This window comes from Actinomadura rayongensis (assembly GCF_009831215.1).
Taxonomy (GTDB): domain Bacteria; phylum Actinomycetota; class Actinomycetes; order Streptosporangiales; family Streptosporangiaceae; genus Spirillospora; species Spirillospora rayongensis.
Genome location: NZ_WUTW01000001.1, coordinates 786,061 through 803,848 on the forward strand (window position 1 = coordinate 786,061; position 17,788 = coordinate 803,848).

Consider the following 17,788-nt stretch of genomic DNA (forward strand, 5'->3'; position numbering starts at 1 on the left):
GCGGCGAGCGAACATGGAGCGAACGTGGGGGGCAAACCGGTGCAGATGCGACGACGGGCAAGCGCGGCTATGCTGCGTTTGCCCAGGTCAGATGCGGTGCGCCGTCAGGGACTTGAACCCCGAACCCGCGGATTAAGAGTCCGCTGCTCTGCCAATTGAGCTAACGGCGCATGCCGAGGGGGTCTGTGACCGGCCTGTCGGCTGTTCCAGGGTACCAGGCGGGTCGGGGTGCTTGTGGGGGTCGGGGGGCTCGTGGGGGGTGGGGGCGGGGGTTCGGGGTCGTGGGCGGGGGTTCTGGGGGTTTGGGGTGATGGGTTTTGTTGGGGGTGTGTTATCGGTCGGGCTGGAGGTGGGTTTTTCGTTCGTGTCCCTTTTTCGGTGGTTGTTTTTGGCTCTTTACAGTTTCGTGGGGCGGGCTTAGCGTGGGCGGACGTCCGGCGCGGGGAATGGGCGCGGCGGGTGGGGATGTCCGGCGGTGTGCTGGAAGGGGAGGTTGGTCATGGGGGCGGCCGTCGTCCGCGGTGCGGGTCGGTTCGGCGGGTCGGCGGGTGGGGTCGTCCGGCCCTGCCGAGGTGAGGGGACAGGCCGCTGACCTCGGACGTTCCGGATCTCCCGGCCTCGCTGCGGCACATCGTGGACGAGCGCGGACGCGACACGGGCTTCGCCTTCGTCCGGGAGCCCGTGCGCGCTGAGCACCGCACCGTGTACCGGGCGCTCGCCGCTCGGCATCGTATGATCGGGCTCTGTAGTTGTGGTCCCTTTCCGCTTTATCATGAGGGGTTTCGGGATATCTGGGGCGGCGCGCGCAGTGCTCCGGAGGACGGGTGGCGCAGCGATTTCGTCGCGGTCTGCGCGGCGTGGTGTCACTGTTTCCGGGAGCCCGGGCGGTTTCTTCCGCCGGATCGTCCGCGATTGCTGTTCAGCAATTCCGACTTCACCGATGTCGACCGCGTCCGCGCGGCGGGGCTGCCGGACGGGCCGCCGGGCAAGCGCTGGGACGTCCTCTACGTCTGCCGGCCCGGCCGCCGCGCCGCCCTCGCCAAGGACTGGGACCTGGCCAGGGCGTGCCTGCGCAGGCTGTGCGCCGAGCTGGGGCTGCGCGTCCTCGTCGTGGGGCGTTTCGACGCGCCCGACCTGCCGGGACTCGAGGTGAAGGACGCGGTCGCGTGGGCGGACTACCTCGGGCTGGTCGCGCGGTCGCGGATGGTGCTGATCCCGCACCGGCTCGACGCGTCGCCGCGCGCGCTGCCGGAGGCGCTGGCGCTGGACGTTCCCGTCCTCGTCCGGGACGACCTGCTCGGCGGCTGGAAGTACGTCGCCCCGGCCACCGGCGCGTTCTTCACCGACGACGGCGACGTCGGTGACACGGCGGCGCGGCTGCTCGGGCAGGACGTCGCCCCGGCGGCCTGGCTCGCCGCGCACTACGGGCGCGAGCGCGCCGAGCGGCGGCTGGCGGACTTCCTGCGCACGCTCGACGCGGACCTGCCCCACGAGCGCGTAAGCATCGCGGGACGGATCAGCCCATGACCACCGATCTCGGGCTCCTGCTCGCCAACCCCGCCTGCCCGGCCGGGCTGCTCGCCAAGGCCGCGCACGGCGGGCCGCGGTCGCGGACGGCCGCGGCGGCGCATCCCCGGGCCGTCCCATGGCTGCGCGGCCTCGCCCTCGATCCCGATCCCGGTGTCCGGGCGGCCGTCGCGGGCAACCGCGCCTGCGACCACGCCACGCTCCGCGCGCTCGCCGCGGACACCGATCCGCAGGTCCGCGCCGCCGTCGCGCGGCGGATCCCGCCGGGGCACGCGCGCCTCGCCGAGGATCCCGTGGCGGCGGTCCGCGCGGCGGCGGCCGTCAACCCCGTGCTCTGCCTCGACCTGCTGGACGATCACGACCGCGCCGTCCGCGACGCCGCGTTGCAGCACCCCGACTGCCCGCCCGGACGGCTCACCGCAAGTCCGGACGACGACCTGTGGACAAGGGTCGCTGTCGCGGCCCATCCGGCGACGCCGTCCCTGGTCCGCGCCGCGCTGGCCGACGACCCCGCCGCCGAGGTCCGCACGGCCGTCGCCCGCAACCCCGCGACCGCCGGGCCCGTCCTCGCGCTGCTCGCCGGGGACCCCGAGGCCGCCGCGACGGCGCTGCGCAACCCGGCCTTCCCGGCGGCGCGGCGCGCGCGGTTCGCGGCGGGCGCCGACCGCGACCGGCGCGTCGCCATCGCCCGCAACCCGGCCTGCCAGCCGCGGCTGCTCGCGCTGTTCGCCGTGGACGCCGACGCGTCCGTCCGCACCGCCGCCGCGGGCCATCCCCGCACGCCCGCGCCCGCGCTGACGGCCCTCGCCGACGATCCGGACGAAGCGGTCGTCGCGGCGGCGGCCCGCAACCCCGGCGCGCCCGCCGGCCTGCTGCGCGCCCTCGCCCGGCGCGGCCGGCGCCGGGCCGTCGCGTGGAACCCGGCCTGCCCCGCCGCGCTGCTCGCCGACCTCGCCGAGAACGACGACGACCGCGTCCGCGAGGCCGTCGCCCGGCATCCGCGCACGCCCGCCGCGACGCGCCGGACGCTGGCCGGCGACCCGTCCCGCGCCGTCCGCGACGCCCTGGCCCTGGCCTGCCCGGACCCGGCCGTCCTCGGCCGGCTCGCGCGGGGGGCGGTCTGGTGATCGAGCACTCCCGCCGGACGTGGCGGATCCCGCGCCCGCGCGGCGAGTCGGCGGCCCGCGCCGAGCGCGCCGGGCGGCGCCGTCCGTCCCGGCTGCGCGGCGACGCGGCGGGCCTGCTGATCCTCGCCAAGAGCCCGCAGCCCGGACGCGTCAAGACCCTGCTCTGCCCGCCCTGCACCCCGGCCGAGGCGTCCGCGCTCGCCGAGGCGATGCTGGTCGACACGCTGCGCGCGGCGCGGGCGGCAAGGCCCGCGTGGGCGTGCCTGGTGCTGGACGGTCCGCCCGGCCCGTGGCTGCCCGCCGGGATGGACGTCGTCCCGCAGCGCGGCGGCGGGCTCGGCGAGCGGCTGGAGGGCGCGTTCGCCGACGCCGGGACGCCCGCGCTGCTCATCGTCTGCGACACGCCGCAGGTCACCCCGGCGCTGCTCGGCGCGTCCCTCGCCGCGCTCGCGACGGCCGACGCGGTGCTCGGCCCGGCCGACGACGGCGGCTACTGGGCGATCGGGCTGCGGCGGCACGTCCCCGGCGTGTGCGCGGGCGTGCCGATGAGCCGCGCGTCCACGCTCCTGTCGCAGCGCCGCCGCCTCACCGCGCTCGGCCTGACGGTCGCGGACCTGCCCGCGCTGCGCGATGTGGACCGCATGGACGACGCCCGCGCCGTCGCCCGCACCGCCCCCGCCACCCGGTTCGCGACCGCGCTCGGCGAGGTGGAGCAGGCCATCGAGTCCCGCCGGACGGGCCGCTGATCGGTCAGAGCGGGATCGGTTCGCGCAGCTCCTCGACGGGGTGCGGTCCTTCGGTCAGGTCGCGGTACTCGCCGCCGAACTCCTCGCGGTGCTCGTCGATGACGCGTTCGCTCGGCGGCTTGCGTCCGCCCATGACGGCGTCCTGCATCCGCTCGAACCGTTCGTGCGCCTCCTGGACGTAGCCCGCACCGATCGTGGTGAGGTCGACCTGCGTGGCGAGCAGGTGCCGGAGGTAGTCCTTGTTCGGCTCGAACGTCACCGGCTTCGGCATCTCCAGGGCGACGACGCTTTCGGGGTCGCGTCCGTCGTACTGCCGCATGAGGTCGCACGCGATGTGCAGGTGCGCCAGTTCCATGTCGAGGTGCAGTTCCCAGAGCGCCTTCACCCGGGGATCGGTCTCGGTCTCCATGAACGAGTGGTACAGGTAGCACTCGTTGTACTCGTGGTTGACGAGCCGTTCCCACCACGTCTCGCCGGGGTCGATGAGCGAGCCGTAATGCGTGACGTGCTCCTCCTCGATCATCGCGATCTCCTGGTAGAGCTGCCGCGCGATCGGCTCCATGTAGAGGGGGCCGGTGTTCATGTAGAAGTTCATCGTCTGCTGTTCGGACGCGACCAGCGTCAGCGCGTGCAGTTTCGACACGAACTCGGCGGTGTTCCGGTCGTACGGGTCGCGGACGTTGTCGGCGGGGTGCCGGTGCTCGACCAGCGCGGGACGTCCGGGCATGACCTCGGTGAGCCCGCCGAGAATCTTCTCCGCCCGCCGGTGCTCGATCATTTCGTACAGGTTGGAGTACCGGTACAGGTGGTCGAAGTCCTCCAGCACGCCGAATTCGTACGCCTGCCTGAGATAGGGGTCGGGCTCCATCCGCGCGATCCAGGCGGTGAGGTCCACCGCGACCTGCTCATAGGAGATCGTCGTCTCCAGCACCGACGCCTGGCCCGGCAGCAGCCAGTTGACCGCCTTCTGCTGCTGTTGCTCGACGTACCGCACTTCGGCGAGCTTCCGCTTGACGTCCATGTCCGGGCAGAACCGGGAGAGCTGGTGGCTGAACAGGACGGCCTCGACCTCGATCCCGTTCATCGTGATGATCCGGCACTTGGTGTACGGATCGGTCGTGTCGGGGTCGACGGGCCGGACGTCCAGCTCCGACCAGTTCCGCACCTGGCGGTCGAGCGGGATGCCGCGGTGTTCGAGCGGATTGAAGCTCATGGTCGTCCTTTCGGTCGCGTCGGCCGCGCCTACCCGGGCGCCCGAATGCGAACCTTCGTGCGGGGTAGGCGGCGGGCATGAAATCCACCGCAACGGAAGCGCCGGAGACCGGCGACGTCATCGACCTGCTGAAGCAGCAGCACGGGCAGATCCGGGACCTTTTCACGCAGGTGGCGGAGCGGGAGGGGGACGAGCGCAAAGCCGCGTTCGAGCGGCTGGTCCGGCTGCTCGCCGTCCATGAGACGGCCGAGGAGGAGATCGTCCATCCGCTGGCCCGGCGGTCGCTGCGCGGCGGCGACGGCATCGTGGACGACCGGCTGGCCGAGGAGCGCGCGGCCAAGGAAATGCTCGCCGACCTGGACGGCATGGACGTCGGCGACCCGTCCTTCCTCCCGAAACTGGACGAGCTGCGGATCGCCGTCCTGACCCACGCCCGCGCCGAGGAGCGTTACGAGTTCGACCGGCTGGGCGCCGAATTCACCCCCGAGCAGCGCCGCTCGCTGGCGTCGGCGGTCGCGATGGCCGAGGCGACCGCGCCGACGCACCCGCACCCCGGGGTCGAGAGCGCCAAGAAGAACCTGCTCCTGGGTCCGCCGACGGCGATGATCGACCGCATTCGGGACATCATCCAGGGGCGCGCCAAATAACAAGGCGACGGCCCGGTGCGAAGAACGCACCGGGCCGTTCCGCGGATCACTTCGAGCGGGCCTTGGCGGTCTGCCGCCGGTTGGCCTTCTCGATCGCCCTGACCAGTTCCTGCTTGCTCATGGACGACCGTCCGGGCACGTCCAGCTTCTTCGCGATGTCGTACAGGTGCTCCTTGGAGGCGTTCATGTCGACGCCCTGCGCGTCATCGCGCCGCGTCGTCCGGCCGCCCGCCGACTGGGGATCGGACGGGCCCTTCGCGCCCCCGGCCTTCGGCTGCCAATGGTCGCCGACCTTCTCGTGCGTGTGCTTCAACGCCCCGTACGCGACACGGTTGGCGCGCTGGCCCTCGCCGTACTCGGAAACGGCCGAGTCGTGCGCCTTGGCGAACGTCCGCTGCGCCTTGTCGTCGGACCGCTGGATGGTCGAGGGCAGCTCGCTCTTCTTGACCTTGCCGTCGCGCGTCGTCATGGGCATCGGTGCGCTCCTTTCAGTCGCCTTCTTCGCCACTACCCGGCGCACGGCGGGAAAACATCCGCTCCCGCTGCGGGACGACCGTGTACTTCGGGTCGTCCGCCGACGCCAGGCCCGCGTAGAACACGCCGAACCGGGTGCAGGCGGACGCGGCGAGCAGGGCGGCGCCGCTGGCGACGGCCGCGGTCCGGCTCCGTCCGCCGAGCGCCGCGCCGCCGACGGCTCCGGCGACCGACAACACCTTCGCGGCCCGCAGGAGACGGCCCGCCCGGCCCTTCTTGTACGGCTCGGCGACCATGCCGAGACGGCGTTCCATCAGCGTCATCGCGGCCGTCTCGACCGCCGTGCCGAGCAGCGCGGCCGTCCGGACCGGCGCGGTCTCGGCGGGCGGCGCGGCGGCGAGCGCGAGCCCGGACGCGGCCACCAGCGCCGATCCGGCGAACACGAACGGCATCTCGCGGTACCCGTCGTGCCAGGCCGGGACGGCGGTGTTGGCAGCGAGGACGGCCGTGTACGTCGCGAGGGCCGGGCCGAGCAGCGCCGCCCCGACGGTCGCGGACCGGCCGAGGCGCGGGAACAGGCCGGTGACGTCCAGGACGGCCGCCGCGCCCGCCGCAGGCCCGTACGCACCGAGCAGCCAGGAACCGACGCTCATCGGTGAGGTCGGGCGCAGGACGCGGAGCATGTTGTAGAAGCGTTCCGGACGGCCGAGGTCGTGGATCAGCGCGGCGGCCGATCCGGCGACGGCGACGGTCGAGGAGATCTTCAGCGCGCGGGCGGCGGCGGGCCGTCCGGTGAAATGCGCTCCGGCGGCGAGCACGGACCCGGCGCCGGCGAGGCCGCCGAGGAAGAAGTAGCCCGCGATGTCCCGGGCCTCCCAGGTGGGACGGTTGATGATCGGTTTGCCGTAGTACGAGGTGAACTCGGCGTCCGGGACCATCGGCCGCTCGCCCCGGCGCTTGCGGCGTCGCAGGCCCGCGCCAACCCGCGCGTCCCGGCCCGGACGTTCGCCCCGGATGCCCTGCTTGGTGACGTCGGACGTGCTCACCGGCGGCCTCCCGTCCGGCCGTGCGCGGCGAAGACGGCCGCGAGCCCGCCGAGCAGCGCGGCGGCGGCGACCCCGGCGTGCCGCCACATCGCGGGCAGGTCGCGGGTCGTGACGACGGGGTCCGGTGGCAGGCCGTAGACCTCGGGCTCGTCCAGGAGCAAGAAGAACGCGCCGTCGCCGCCGACGCCGTCGTCCGGATCGTCCCCGTACAGGCGCGCGTCGTCCACGCCGATCTCGTGCAGCGTCTCGACGCGGGCGGCGGCGCGCTCGCGCAGTTCGTCCAGCGGGCCGTACTGGATGGAGTCGGTGGGGCATGCCTTCGCGCACGCCGGTTCCTGGCCCGCACCGATCCGGTCGTAACAGAGCGTGCACTTCCAGACGCGCCCGTCCTCCTTGCGCTGGTCGATGACGCCGTACGGGCAGGCGGGGACGCAATATCCGCAGCCGTTGCACACGTCCTCCTGCACGACCACCGTGCCGAACTCGGTGCGGAACAGCGCGCCGGTCGGGCAGACGTCCAGGCACGCGGCGTGCGTGCAGTGCTTGCACACGTCCGACGCCATCAGCCAGCGCAGGTCGCCGCGCTCGCCCGCCTCGGCGTTCCCGACGGGCTTGCGCTGCTCGATGAACGCGACGTGCCGCCAGGTGTCCGCGCTGAGGCCCTGCGTGTTGTCGTAGGACATGCCGGTGAGTTCGAGGCCGTCCTCCGGAACGGCGTTCCACTCCTTGCAGGCCACCTCGCACGCCTTGCAGCCGATGCACACCGACGTGTCGGTGAAGAAGCCCATCCGGGGCGGGTGGTCGCGGTGGCCCGCGTCCCCGGCCGGGTCGGGCTCGGCGCCGGCGAGCAGGTTGCGTCCGATCAGCGAGGTCATCCGCGTACCTCCATGCCCGTTTCGTCGGTGATGCCCGCGCGCTCGCGGTAGTCGGCGAGGAAGCGCGGGACGGCCGGGCCGCGCGGGCGGCGTCCCGGACGGATGTCGGCGCTCAATGCCTTCACCTCTTGGATGTGAACGTTGGGATCCAGCGCGATGGATGACAGGTCGTTGGCCGAGTCGCCCGTCGTATAACCGTTCGGACCCCAGTGATACGGGACGCCGATCTGGTGCACGACCTTGTCCCCGATCCGCAGCGGCGTCATCCGTTCGGTGACGAGCACCTTGGCCTCCACGACGCCGCGCGCCGTGACCAGGTGCGCCCATCCGTTGTGGGCGAGGCCGCGTTCTTCGGCCAGCTCGGGGGAGACCTCGCAGAAGAACGCGGGCTGGAGTTCGGCCAGATACGGGGACCAGCGCGACATCCCGCCCGCCGTGAAGTGCTCGGTGAGGCGGTAGGTCGTCATGACGTACGGGAACACGTCCGCGCCCGGCTCGTCGCCGCTCGGGTGGTAGCGGTTGTCCGGCCGGGAGAACACCTGCCGGACCGGGCTGCGCTGCTGGTTCGGGTACAGCGGGTTGGGGATCGGCGAGTCCTGCGGTTCGTAGTGCGTCGGCATCGGGCCGTCCACCAGGCCCGCGGGGACGTAGAGCCAGCCCTTCCCGTCGGCCTGCATGATGAACGGGTCGACCCCGGAGATCGCGTCGACGCCCTGCGCGTCCTTCGGCGGACGGTAGGACGGGTCCCGGTCGGGGACGAAGTCGGGAACGTCGTGGCCCGTCCATTTCTTCTTCCCGGCGTCCCACCAGATCAGGGCCTTGCGGTCGCTCCACGGCTCGCCGTCCGGCGCGGCGGACGCGCGGTTGTACAGGATGCGGCGGTTCAGCGGCCACGCCCACGCCCACTCGTGCGCCGTCCAGTCCTGCTCGGTGTGCGGCGTGCGGCGCGCGGCCTGGTTGACGCCGTCGGCGTAGACGCCGCTGTAGATCCAGCAGCCGCAGGCGGTCGAGCCGTCGTCCTTCAGCTCCAGGTAGCCCGACAGCGGACGGCCGCCCACGTGCCTGCCGCTGATCTCGGCGAGGACGGCCTCGGCGTTCGGTTCCGCGATCGTCCCTTCGGTCGGGTAGTCCCAGGTGAGGTCCTGGAGCGGCCTGTCCCGCCGGTCGGTGGACGTCGCGACGCGCTCGCGCAGCCTTTTCCCGAGGTGGTACATGAACCACAGGTCGCTGCGCGCGTCGCCCTTCGGCTCGACGGCCTGGAAATGCCACTGGAGCCAGCGGTTGGTGTTGGTGAACGAGCCCGCCTTCTCGGTGTGGGCGGCGGCGGGGAAGAAGAACACCTCGGTCGCGATGTCCTCGGTGCGCAGTTCCCCGGTCTCGATCTCGGGGCCGTCCTTCCACCACGTCGCGGACTCGATGAGCGAGAAGTCCCGCACGACGAGCCAGTCGAGGTTCGCCATCGCGAGGCGCTGCATCCGCCCGTTCGCCGACCCGACCGCCGGGTTCTCGCCGAGCAGGAAATAGCCCTTGCAGACGCCGTCCAGCTGCGCCATGACGGTCTCGTACGTGCTGTGCGAGCCGGTCAGGCGCGGGATGTGGCCGAAGAGGTAGTCGTTCTCCTCGGTGGCGTTCTCCCCGAAATACGCCTTGAGCAGGCTCACCACGTAGGCGCGCATGTTCGACCAGTAGCCGTGCTCGGTCTTGGTGGCCTGGACGAAATCGTCCAGCGTCTCGTGGGAATGGGCGTGCGGCATCGGGATGTAGCCGGGCAGCAGGTTGAACAGCGTCGGGATGTCGCTGGACCCCTGGATCGAGGCGTGCCCCCGCAGCGCCTGGATCCCGCCGCCCGGACGGCCGATGTTGCCGAGCAGGAGCTGCAGCACGGACGCCGCCCGGATGAACTGCGCGCCGGTGCTGTGCTGCGTCCAGCCGACGGCGTAGACGAACGCGCTCGTCCGGTCGCGTCCGGAGTTCTCGACCAGCGCCCGGCACACTTCCAGGAACGTGTCGCGCGGGATTCCGCAGGTCTTCTCCACCATCTCCGGCGTGTACCGGGCGTAATGGCGCTTGAGGACCTGGAAGACGCAGCGCGGGTGCTCCAGCGTCGGGTCGCGGCGCGGTTCCCCGGTGATCGCCGCGCCGCCCGAGCCGTGCGATTCCGCGCTGCCCGCCGGGGCGGCGGGGCCGCCGCGTTTGACGCGTTCCCGGTACAGCTCGTCGCGCTCCCCGGACGCGGCCTGCACCTGGCCGCCCTCGTACTGCCAGGTCGTCACGTCGTAATGGCGTTTCTCCTCGTCCAGGCCGGAGAAGACGCCGTCGAGATCCTCGGTGTCGCGGAAGTCCTCGCCGACGATCGTGCTGGCGTTGGTGTACTCCAGGACGTAGTCGCGGAAGTCCGCGCCGTTCTGGAGGACGTGGTTGATGAGGCCGCCGAGGAACGCGATGTCGGTGCCCGCGCGCAGGGGAACGTGCAGGTCGGCGAGGGCGCTCGTCCGCGTGAACCGGGGGTCGACGTGGATGACCTCCGCCCCGCGCGCCTTGGCCTCCATGACCCACTGGAAGCCGACCGGATGGCACTCGGCGAAATTCGATCCCTCGATGACGATGCAGTCGGAGTTCTGGAGATCCTGCATGAACGTCGTCGCGCCGCCGCGCCCGAAGGACGTGCCGAGCCCCGCGACCGTCGAGCTGTGGCACACCCGCGCCTGGTTCTCGATCTGGACGATCCCGAGCGCGGTGAACAGCTTCTTGATGAGGTAGTTCTCTTCGTTGTCCAGCGTCGCGCCGCCGAGGCTGGCGATGCCGAGCGTGCGGTTCACGGCCGTGCCGTCGACCTCGTCCTGCCATCCTTCGCGGCGCGTTTTCAGGACGCGGTCCACGACCATGTCCAGCGCCGTGTCCAGGTCCAGCCGCTCCCATTCCGTGCCGTGCGGACGGCGGTAGAGGACCTCGTGGCGGCGGGCGTCGCCGGTCGTCAACTGCAGCGACGCCGAGCCTTTCGGGCACAGCCGGCCCCGGCTCACCGGGGAGTCGGGATCGCCCTCGATCTGAACGACGCGGTCGTCCTTCACATAGACGTTCTGCGCGCAGCCGACCGCGCAATAGGGGCAGACGGACTTCACGACCTTGTCGGCCGTGTCGGTCCGCGGTTTCAGGTTCTTCGTGGTCGGGGACATCGCGGCGGCGCCCCGGCCGAGCGGGTCGTCACCGGTGATCTGCCGGTAGACCGGCCAGTCCCGGATCCATGTGCGCACACCCATTCAGTGACCTTTCTCGTCCGGCGCGTACTGGGGCCAGTGGAGGTCGAACGCCGGACGGACCGAGCGGATCCGCGGCAGTTCGGTGAAGTTGTGCCGGGGCGGCGGGCACGTCGTCGCCCATTCCAGGGAGCCCCCGGTGCCCCACGGGTCGTCCACGGCGACCTTTCCGGCCCGGCGGTGGGTGCTGAGGACGTTCCACAGGAACGCGAACGTGGAGGCGCCGAGCACGAACGACCCGACGGACGAGATGAAGTTCAGCGTCGTGAACTGGTCGGCGTAGTCCGCGTACCGGCGCGGCATCCCCTCGGCGCCCAGCCAGTGCTGGACGAGGAACGTCGTGTGGAAGCCCGCGAACAGCGTCCAGAAGTGGATGCGTCCCCAGGTGTTGTTCAGCTTCTTCCCGGTCATCTTCGGCCACCAGAAGTAGAAGCCGCCGAACATCGCGAACACGACCGTCCCGAACAGGACGTAGTGGAAGTGCGCGACGACGAAGTAGGAGTCGGTGACCTGGAAGTCCAGCGGGGGAGAGGCGAGGATCACGCCGGTCAGCCCGCCGAACAGGAACGTCACGAGGAACCCGACGGCGAACAGCATCGGCGGCTCGAACGTGAGCTGGCCCCGCCACATCGTCCCGACCCAGTTGAAGAACTTGATGCCGGTCGGGATCGCGATGAGGAACGACATGAACGAGAAGAACGGCAGCACGACGCGTCCGGTGGCGAACATGTGGTGCGCCCAGACCGTCATCGACAGCCCGGTGATGGAGATCGTCGCCATCACCATCCCGATATAGCCGAACAGCGGTTTCCTGGAGAACACCGGGATGATCTCGGTGACGATCCCGAAGAACGGCAGCGCGACGATGTAGACCTCGGGATGGCCGAAGAACCAGAACAGGTGCTGCCACATCAGCGCCCCGCCGTGGCTCGCGTCGTAGACGTGCATCCCGAGCCGCCGGTCGCCCTCCAGCGCGAGCAGCGCGGCCGTCAGCACCGGGAACGCGATCATCGCCATCAGGCTGGTGAGCAGCGCGTTCCAGGTGAAGATCGGCATCCGGAACATCGTCATGCCGGGGGCGCGCATCACGGCGATCGTGGTCGTGAGGTTGACGGCCGTGAGCGTCGTGCTGAGGCCCGAGAGCACCAGTCCCATCGCCCACAGGTCGCCGCCGTGGCCGGGCGAATACGTCACGTCCGAAAGGGGCGTGTAGGCGAACCAGCCGAACGCGGCCGGGCCGTCCGGGGTGAAGAAGCCGCCGAGCACCATCAGCGCGCCGAACAGGTACAGGTAATAGCTGACGGCGTTGAGACGCGGGAACGCCACGTCCGGCGCGCCGATCTGGAGCGGGACGATGACGTTCGCGAAACCGGAGAACAGCGGCGTCGCGAACAGCAGCAGCATGATCGTGCCGTGCATCGTGAAAAGCTGGTTGTACTCCTGGTTCGAGACGATTTGCAGCCCGGGCTTCAGCAGTTCCGCGCGCATGAACATCGCCATCACGCCGGCGATGAGGAACATGGTGAACGACGTCGTCAGGTACAGGTAGCCGACGACCTTGTGGTCGGTCGTGGCGAGAATGTCGCCGATCCGCGTGCCCATGCGGTGGCGGGCGAGGGCGTCCTCGGCGGTGGTGTCGGGCCTCGGGTCGTCGATCGCGGTCATGAGCCGTCCGTCCGCCCGTCGTGGTCGCCCTGGCCGCCGCCGGCGACCTCGCTGTTGTAGTCCAGGTAGAAGCGGTTCGCGCGGGTGCGGAGCTGCGCCTTGATCCGTCCGGGCGTCGGCAGCGGGACGAGGTGGTGCGGGCGCTCGGCGACCAGCTCGCGCGGCTGCCGGACGCCCGTCAGTGCCCGCTCATCGGGCGACGCCGGTTCATGTTCCTCGTGGTAGCCGCCGCGCGGGCTGACCCAGACGCGTCCGCTCTCGACGCCCGACCGCGCGATCTCGGCGTCCCGGCGCTGGAGGCTCAGGCAGATCCGCCGCGTGACGACGAACGCGAGCGCGGGGAACACGAAGAAGCCGCAGCGGAAGAACCACGTCGTGTCCTCCAGCGGGATCCCGAACGTGTACGCGAGGACGTCGTTGCCGCCCGCCGCCCACAGGTTGCCGTACCAGGCGATGACGGCCGCGCCGATGGCCGTCCGGGTCGCGGCGTTGCGCGGACGGTCCAGCAGGTGGTGGTAGCGGGCGTCGCCGGTGGCCCAGCGCTCGAAGAACGGGTAGAGCGCGATGAGCGTCAGGAACACGCCGGGCAGCACGACGGCCGGGACGAAAATGTTCCACGAGATCGTGTGACCCCACAGCGTCGTGCTGAGGCGCGGGGTGATGCGCAGCGCGCCCTCCAGGAACCCGACGTACCAGTCGGGCTGCGCGGCGGTGGAGTCCTGGCTCGGGTCGTACGGCCCGTACAGCCACACCGGGTTGATCTGGAACAGCGTCGCGAGCAGCGCGAGGACGCCGAACGTGAACAGGAAGTAGGCGGCGCTCTGCGCGGCGAAGTGCGGGAACGTCGGCTCGCCGTCCACCTTGCCCTCGACGCGGCCCTTGCCCGGCCACTGCGTGTGGGTCTGGTGCCACAGGATCATCAGGTGCGCGGTGACCAGCGCGAGGATCAGGCCGGGGACGAGCTGGATGTGCAGCGCGAACAGACGCGGGATGATGTCCTCGCCGGGGAACTGGCCGCCGAAGACGAAGAACGCCAGGTACGTCCCGACGACCGGGATGGACAGGACGATGCCGTCCATCGTCCGCAGGCCCGTCCCCGACAGCAGGTCGTCGGGCAGCGAGTAGCCCGCGAAGCCCTCCGCGAGCGCCAGCGTGAACAGCGTGACGCCGATCAGCCAGTTGATCTCGCGCGGCTTGCGGAACGCGCCGGTGAAGAAGATCCGCAGCAGGTGCGCGCAGATCGCCGCGACGAACACCACCGCCGCCCAGTGGTGGATCTGGCGCATCAGCAGGCCGCCGCGCACGTCGAACGAGACGTGCAGCGTGGACGCGTACGCCTCGCTCATCGTGATGCCGCGCAGCGCCGTGTACGAGCCGTCGTAGACGACCTCGGCGTTCGTCGGCCGGAAGAAGAAGGTGAGGAACGTCCCGGTCAGCAGCAGGACCACGAACGCGTACAGGGCGATCTCGCCGAGCAGGAACGACCAGTGCTTGGGGAAGACCTTGCGGAGGTTGGTCGCGGCGAAGCGGGCCGCGCCGAGGCGGTCGTCCAGCGCCCGCGCCGTGCCGGCCGCCAGCCATCCGCCGCTCACCGCCGCGCCACCGCGCGGGGAACGCCTGCGGGCATTCCGGTCTCCCTCCCTGGCCCCGGGGACGTCTCACCCGCTGCTGTGCACCGAAACGCGCCGACTGGCCGATGCGGGCCGTTCGAGGGGTGAATGCCCAGCTCAGAGGCCGTCAACCGAATGCCGGTTCAAAGATCGTCCAGGGTCGGGACGGGTCGCCGTTAGTCCGCGCGCGGCCGGGTAGGGGCCGCGCGATCCTGTCCGGCACGGACCTTGAGGAGGAGACCATGCCGGTTCGCGAGATGATCGACGACTACCCGGCCGCCGTCCACATCGACCGCGCGGCGCTCGCCGCGACGGTGGAACTGCTGGGCGAGTGCGCCCAGGCGTGCACGGCGTGCGCGGACGCCTGCCTGGCCGAGGACAGCGTCCTGGACCTGACGGTGTGCATCCGCTCCAACCTGGACTGCGCGGACATCTGCGAGGTCACCGCGCGCATCCTGTCGCGGAACACCGGCTACGACTCCAACGTCACGCGCGTGCAGCTCATGGCATGCGTCCAGGCGTGCATCGCGGCCCGCGACGAGTGCGACCAGCACGCCGCGATGCACGAGCACTGCCGCGTCTGCGCCGACGTCTGCCGCAAGTGCGTGACGGCGTGCCAGTCCCTCATCGACAAGGTCGACTGACCGTCAGGCGTCCAGCCGGGCGGAGAGGCGCTTGGGGGCCACCAGGCGGTAGCTGTCCTCGATGAGTTCGGCCAGTTCGTCCCAGTCCTGCGGGACGTCCAGGGCGACGCCGATCCAGCCCTTCGGGCCGACGTAGGGCGGGACGTGGAAGCGGGTCGGGTCCTCGTTCACCAGGGCCTGCTGGACGCCGGGGCCCGCCTTCAGGGTGAGGCGGGTGCCGTCCTCGCTGGTCATCGCGAAGAGTTTGTCGCGCACGCGGAAGGACGGCGCGGTGTGGCCGCCGAAGGGCTTCTCCTCCGCCTCGGGCAGGGCCAGGCAGATGTCGCGGAGGGTCGCGAAGACGTCGCTCTCGTCCATGTCCCGCACTCTACGAGGCGCCGGTGACAGAACCGGGCCGATGGGGCCGGTTACGGGTTGCGAGCCTGTCAGATACATGGGGTTACCCAGAGCAATCTGTGGTCGTGTGATTACAGTGCGTCTCAGGCGGTCGTGATCACGACCGTCGGACGAACGGGGAGGCACAGCATGCGACACATGATCACCAAGCTCGGGGCCCTCGGGGCGCTGGCCGCGCTCGCCGTGACGGGGGCGCCCGCCGCGCAGGCCGCGCAGCACCGCGCGGAGGGCGTCGCGTACTTCGAGTTCACCGACCACACGCGGGAGACGGGAGTCGTCGAGCTGACCGACCCCGGACAGATCGCCCACGCCCGCGCCCTGCTGGCGGGGGAGACGACCGACCAGCCGCACCTCATGGGACGGATCGTCAAGCGGTCCACGCCGTACAACCCGCGCTGGAGCTTCCACTACGACCCGGCGACGGTCCGGTTCTTCAACGTGGCGATCGAGGTCTGCGACGCCCCGATGCCCTACGTCGAGGACCACCTGGACGAGGCGGGCGGCGCGTTCCTGCCCGGCGCCTTCTGGTGCCCGTGGACATCGCGGCTCGTCAAGGAGGTGACACCCCGGGCGTGACGGCGCGCGAGCCCCTCGTCCGGTCTCCGGTACGGGGGGCTCGCGGGTACCTTTCCAGTATGTCCGTGCCTGGGGTGGTGGAGCCGTCCGGGCTGCTCCGGCTGAAGGCGGCGCTGCGGGCGCGTCCGCTGGCGGCCGACGCGCTGCTCGCCGGGGCGGTCCTCGCGCTGACGCTCGTCCGGCCCCTCGTCATGCCCGAGGCGGGCAGGCTGACCGTGCACGGCGTGCTGCTCGGCACGGTGATCTGCGCGGCGCTGGTCGTGCGGCGCGTGTGGCCGGTGCTGACGCTCGCCGTCACGACGTCCGGCATGGCCTGCTACCTGGCCAACGGCGGCCTCAAGAGCCCGCTCATGGTCACGACGATGATCGCGCTCTACACGATCGCGCTCTACCGGGGACGGCGGGCCGGGTGCATCGCGGCGGCGGCCGTGTCCGCCGTGCTCGCCGGGACGAGCGCGATCTTCGGCAACCCGTGGTGGCTCGGCCCGGAGATCCTCGCGCTGCTCGCCCAGAGCGCGCTGGCCGCCGCGATCGGCGACGCCGTCCGGCACGGCCGCGCGTACGTCGGCGCGATCAAGGAGCGGGCGCGGCGCGCGGAGGAGACGCGCGAGGAGGAGGCGCGGCGGCGGGTCATCGACGAGCGGCTGCGCATCGCCCGCGAGCTGCACGACGTCCTCGCCCACCACGTGTCGCTGATCAACGTGCAGGCCGGGGTCGCCGCGCACGTCCTGGAGAGCGACCCGGCGCAGGCCCGCGAGTCGCTGGCGCACATCCGGCGGGCCGCGCGCGCGTCGCTGGACGAGGTCCGCGCCACGATCGGCCTGCTCCGCCAGCCCGACACCGCCGAGGCCCCGGACGCGCCCGAGGAGCCGTCGCCCGGCCTCGCGCGGCTGCCCGACCTCGTCGCGAGCTTCACCGCCGCCGGGATGGTCGTGGACCAGAGCGTCACCGGCGTGCCCGCCGACCTGCCGTCGGCGGTGGACCTGACGGCGTTCCGGATCGTCCAGGAGGCGCTGACGAACGTGGGCAAGCACGCCGCCCGGCCGTACGCGGACCTGCGGCTCGACTACCGGACGGACGAACTCCGCCTCACCGTCACCAGCCCGTCCGAGCCGGGAGAACCGGGCGAGCCGGGCCACGGCATGGTCGGGATGCGCGAGCGCGCCCACGCCCTCGGCGGGACGTTCTCCGCCGGGCGCGCGGCGGGCCGGTTCCGGGTCGCCGCGACGCTGCCGCACCCCGGGAGCGGCCGGTGACCGTCCGCGTCCTGCTGGCCGACGACCAGGCGCTCGTCCGGGCGGGCTTCCGCGTCCTCGTGGACTCCGCGCCGGACCTGGAGGTCGTCGGGGAGGCGGCGGACGGGCTGGCGGCCGTCGACCTCGCCCGGGACGCCGACGTCGTGCTGATGGACGTCCGCATGCCCGGCGCCGACGGCATCACCGCGACCCGCCGCATCACGACCGCGTTCCCCCGCGTCCGCGTCCTGGTCCTCACGACCTTCGAGATCGACGAGTACGTGTTCGCCGCGCTGCGCTCGGGCGCCAGCGGGTTCCTCGGCAAGGGCGTCGAGCCCGTCGAGCTCCAGCAGGCGATCCGGCTGGTGGCGCGCGGCGACTCGCTGCTGTCCCCGGCCGCGACCCGCGCGCTGATCGGCCGGTTCCTGCGCGGCCCGGCCGAGGACGGCGCGGCGGCCGGAAAGCGGCTCGGCGCGCTCACCGACCGGGAGCGGGAGATCCTCGTGCTCGTCGCGGCGGGCCTGTCCAACGACGACATCGCCGGACGGCTCGGGATCAGCCCGGCCACCGCCAAGACCCACGTCAACCGGACGCAGACCAAGCTCGGCGCGCACGACCGGGCGCAGCTCGTGATGATCGCCTACGAGACGGGGCTCGTCCGGCCCGGTTCCGTCCCTCCGGCGTAGGCGGCTACCGCGCTCGCGGTAGTGCGAAGACCGTGCGTCAGGTGGACCGTTCGCCCCTGTACGT

The 17,788-nt window shown here is 71.7% G+C and carries 16 protein-coding genes and 1 tRNA gene; 8 read left to right on the forward strand and 9 right to left on the reverse strand.

Annotated features, from left to right (window positions below; all coding sequences use genetic code 11):
* Window positions 1-97 precede the first annotated feature (97 nt).
* Window positions 98-170: transfer RNA gene (locus GQ466_RS03775), tRNA-Lys, on the reverse strand.
* 742 nt (window positions 171-912) lie between these two features.
* Between GQ466_RS03775 and GQ466_RS03780 the strand changes: the two genes are divergently transcribed.
* The 3 genes from GQ466_RS03780 to GQ466_RS03790 are packed head-to-tail and all read left to right on the forward strand — an operon-like array spanning window position 913 to window position 3,400.
* A complete protein-coding gene (locus GQ466_RS03780; protein WP_161101346.1) occupies window positions 913-1,527 on the forward strand; it encodes a glycosyltransferase in 615 nt (204 codons plus the stop codon).
* Window positions 1,524-2,654 (forward strand): hypothetical protein, encoded by a 1,131-nt coding sequence (locus GQ466_RS03785; RefSeq protein WP_161101347.1) that lies wholly within the window; start codon window positions 1,524-1,526, stop codon window positions 2,652-2,654. The genes GQ466_RS03780 and GQ466_RS03785 overlap by 4 nt, the downstream gene beginning before the upstream one ends.
* Window positions 2,651-3,400 carry a TIGR04282 family arsenosugar biosynthesis glycosyltransferase gene (locus GQ466_RS03790; protein ID WP_337193306.1) on the forward strand — a complete coding sequence of 250 codons (750 nt, stop codon included), beginning with the start codon at window positions 2,651-2,653 and terminating at the stop codon, window positions 3,398-3,400. The genes GQ466_RS03785 and GQ466_RS03790 overlap by 4 nt, the downstream gene beginning before the upstream one ends.
* Before the next feature lie 4 nt (window positions 3,401-3,404).
* Here GQ466_RS03790 and GQ466_RS03795 read toward each other — a convergent pair whose 3' ends face one another.
* Window positions 3,405-4,613, reverse strand: coding sequence for a hypothetical protein (locus GQ466_RS03795; RefSeq protein WP_161101348.1), 1,209 nt, complete (start codon window positions 4,611-4,613; stop codon window positions 3,405-3,407).
* 77 nt (window positions 4,614-4,690) lie between these two features.
* Here GQ466_RS03795 and GQ466_RS03800 point away from each other — a divergent pair, with 77 nt between their 5' ends.
* On the forward strand, window positions 4,691-5,260 hold the full coding sequence (locus GQ466_RS03800; protein WP_161101349.1) for a hemerythrin domain-containing protein: 570 nt from the start codon (window positions 4,691-4,693) through the stop codon (window positions 5,258-5,260).
* 46 nt (window positions 5,261-5,306) lie between these two features.
* Here the strand turns inward: GQ466_RS03800 and GQ466_RS03805 are convergent, their stop codons facing one another.
* The 6 genes from GQ466_RS03805 to qcrB all read right to left on the reverse strand — a co-directional run bounded on the left by GQ466_RS03805 (window position 5,307) and on the right by qcrB (window position 14,169).
* On the reverse strand, window positions 5,307-5,735 hold the full coding sequence (locus tag GQ466_RS03805) for a ChaB family protein (protein WP_161101350.1): 429 nt from the start codon (window positions 5,733-5,735) through the stop codon (window positions 5,307-5,309).
* A gap of 13 nt (window positions 5,736-5,748) precedes the next feature.
* Window positions 5,749-6,780, reverse strand: coding sequence for an NrfD/PsrC family molybdoenzyme membrane anchor subunit (gene nrfD / locus GQ466_RS03810; protein WP_161101351.1), 1,032 nt, complete (start codon window positions 6,778-6,780; stop codon window positions 5,749-5,751).
* A complete protein-coding gene (locus tag GQ466_RS03815; RefSeq protein WP_161102382.1) occupies window positions 6,777-7,568 on the reverse strand; it encodes a 4Fe-4S dicluster domain-containing protein in 792 nt (263 codons plus the stop codon). The genes nrfD and GQ466_RS03815 overlap by 4 nt, the downstream gene beginning before the upstream one ends.
* A gap of 83 nt (window positions 7,569-7,651) precedes the next feature.
* Window positions 7,652-10,915 (reverse strand): formate dehydrogenase, encoded by a 3,264-nt coding sequence (fdh, locus tag GQ466_RS03820; RefSeq protein ID WP_161101352.1) that lies wholly within the window; start codon window positions 10,913-10,915, stop codon window positions 7,652-7,654.
* On the reverse strand, window positions 10,916-12,514 hold the full coding sequence (ctaD, locus tag GQ466_RS03825; protein ID WP_237417709.1) for an aa3-type cytochrome oxidase subunit I: 1,599 nt from the start codon (window positions 12,512-12,514) through the stop codon (window positions 10,916-10,918). It abuts the gene before it with no gap.
* A 59-nt stretch (window positions 12,515-12,573) separates the two neighbouring features.
* On the reverse strand, window positions 12,574-14,169 hold the full coding sequence (gene qcrB, locus GQ466_RS03830; RefSeq protein ID WP_161101354.1) for a cytochrome bc1 complex cytochrome b subunit: 1,596 nt from the start codon (window positions 14,167-14,169) through the stop codon (window positions 12,574-12,576).
* A 260-nt stretch (window positions 14,170-14,429) separates the two neighbouring features.
* Between qcrB and GQ466_RS03835 the strand changes: the two genes are divergently transcribed.
* Entirely contained in the window at window positions 14,430-14,831 is a 402-nt protein-coding gene (locus tag GQ466_RS03835) for a four-helix bundle copper-binding protein (protein ID WP_161101355.1), read from the forward strand.
* Window positions 14,832-14,834: 3 nt separating this feature from the next.
* Here GQ466_RS03835 and GQ466_RS03840 read toward each other — a convergent pair whose 3' ends face one another.
* Window positions 14,835-15,188: an MmcQ/YjbR family DNA-binding protein gene (locus tag GQ466_RS03840; protein ID WP_161101356.1), complete on the reverse strand. Its 354-nt coding sequence runs from the start codon at window positions 15,186-15,188 to the stop codon at window positions 14,835-14,837.
* Between the two features lie 168 nt (window positions 15,189-15,356).
* Between GQ466_RS03840 and GQ466_RS03845 the strand changes: the two genes are divergently transcribed.
* From GQ466_RS03845 to GQ466_RS03855, 3 genes are read left to right on the forward strand one after another with little or no spacing between them, the layout of a single operon-like run.
* Window positions 15,357-15,803 (forward strand): BP74-related protein, encoded by a 447-nt coding sequence (locus GQ466_RS03845; RefSeq protein WP_161101357.1) that lies wholly within the window; start codon window positions 15,357-15,359, stop codon window positions 15,801-15,803.
* A 59-nt stretch (window positions 15,804-15,862) separates the two neighbouring features.
* Window positions 15,863-17,059, forward strand: a complete 1,197-nt coding sequence (locus tag GQ466_RS03850; protein WP_161101358.1) for a sensor histidine kinase — start codon at window positions 15,863-15,865, stop codon at window positions 17,057-17,059.
* The gene (locus GQ466_RS03855) at window positions 17,056-17,724 is read left to right on the forward strand and encodes a response regulator (RefSeq protein WP_161101359.1); all 669 of its coding nucleotides are present in this window, start codon (window positions 17,056-17,058) and stop codon (window positions 17,722-17,724) included. The genes GQ466_RS03850 and GQ466_RS03855 overlap by 4 nt, the downstream gene beginning before the upstream one ends.
* Window positions 17,725-17,788: the final 64 nt, after the last annotated feature.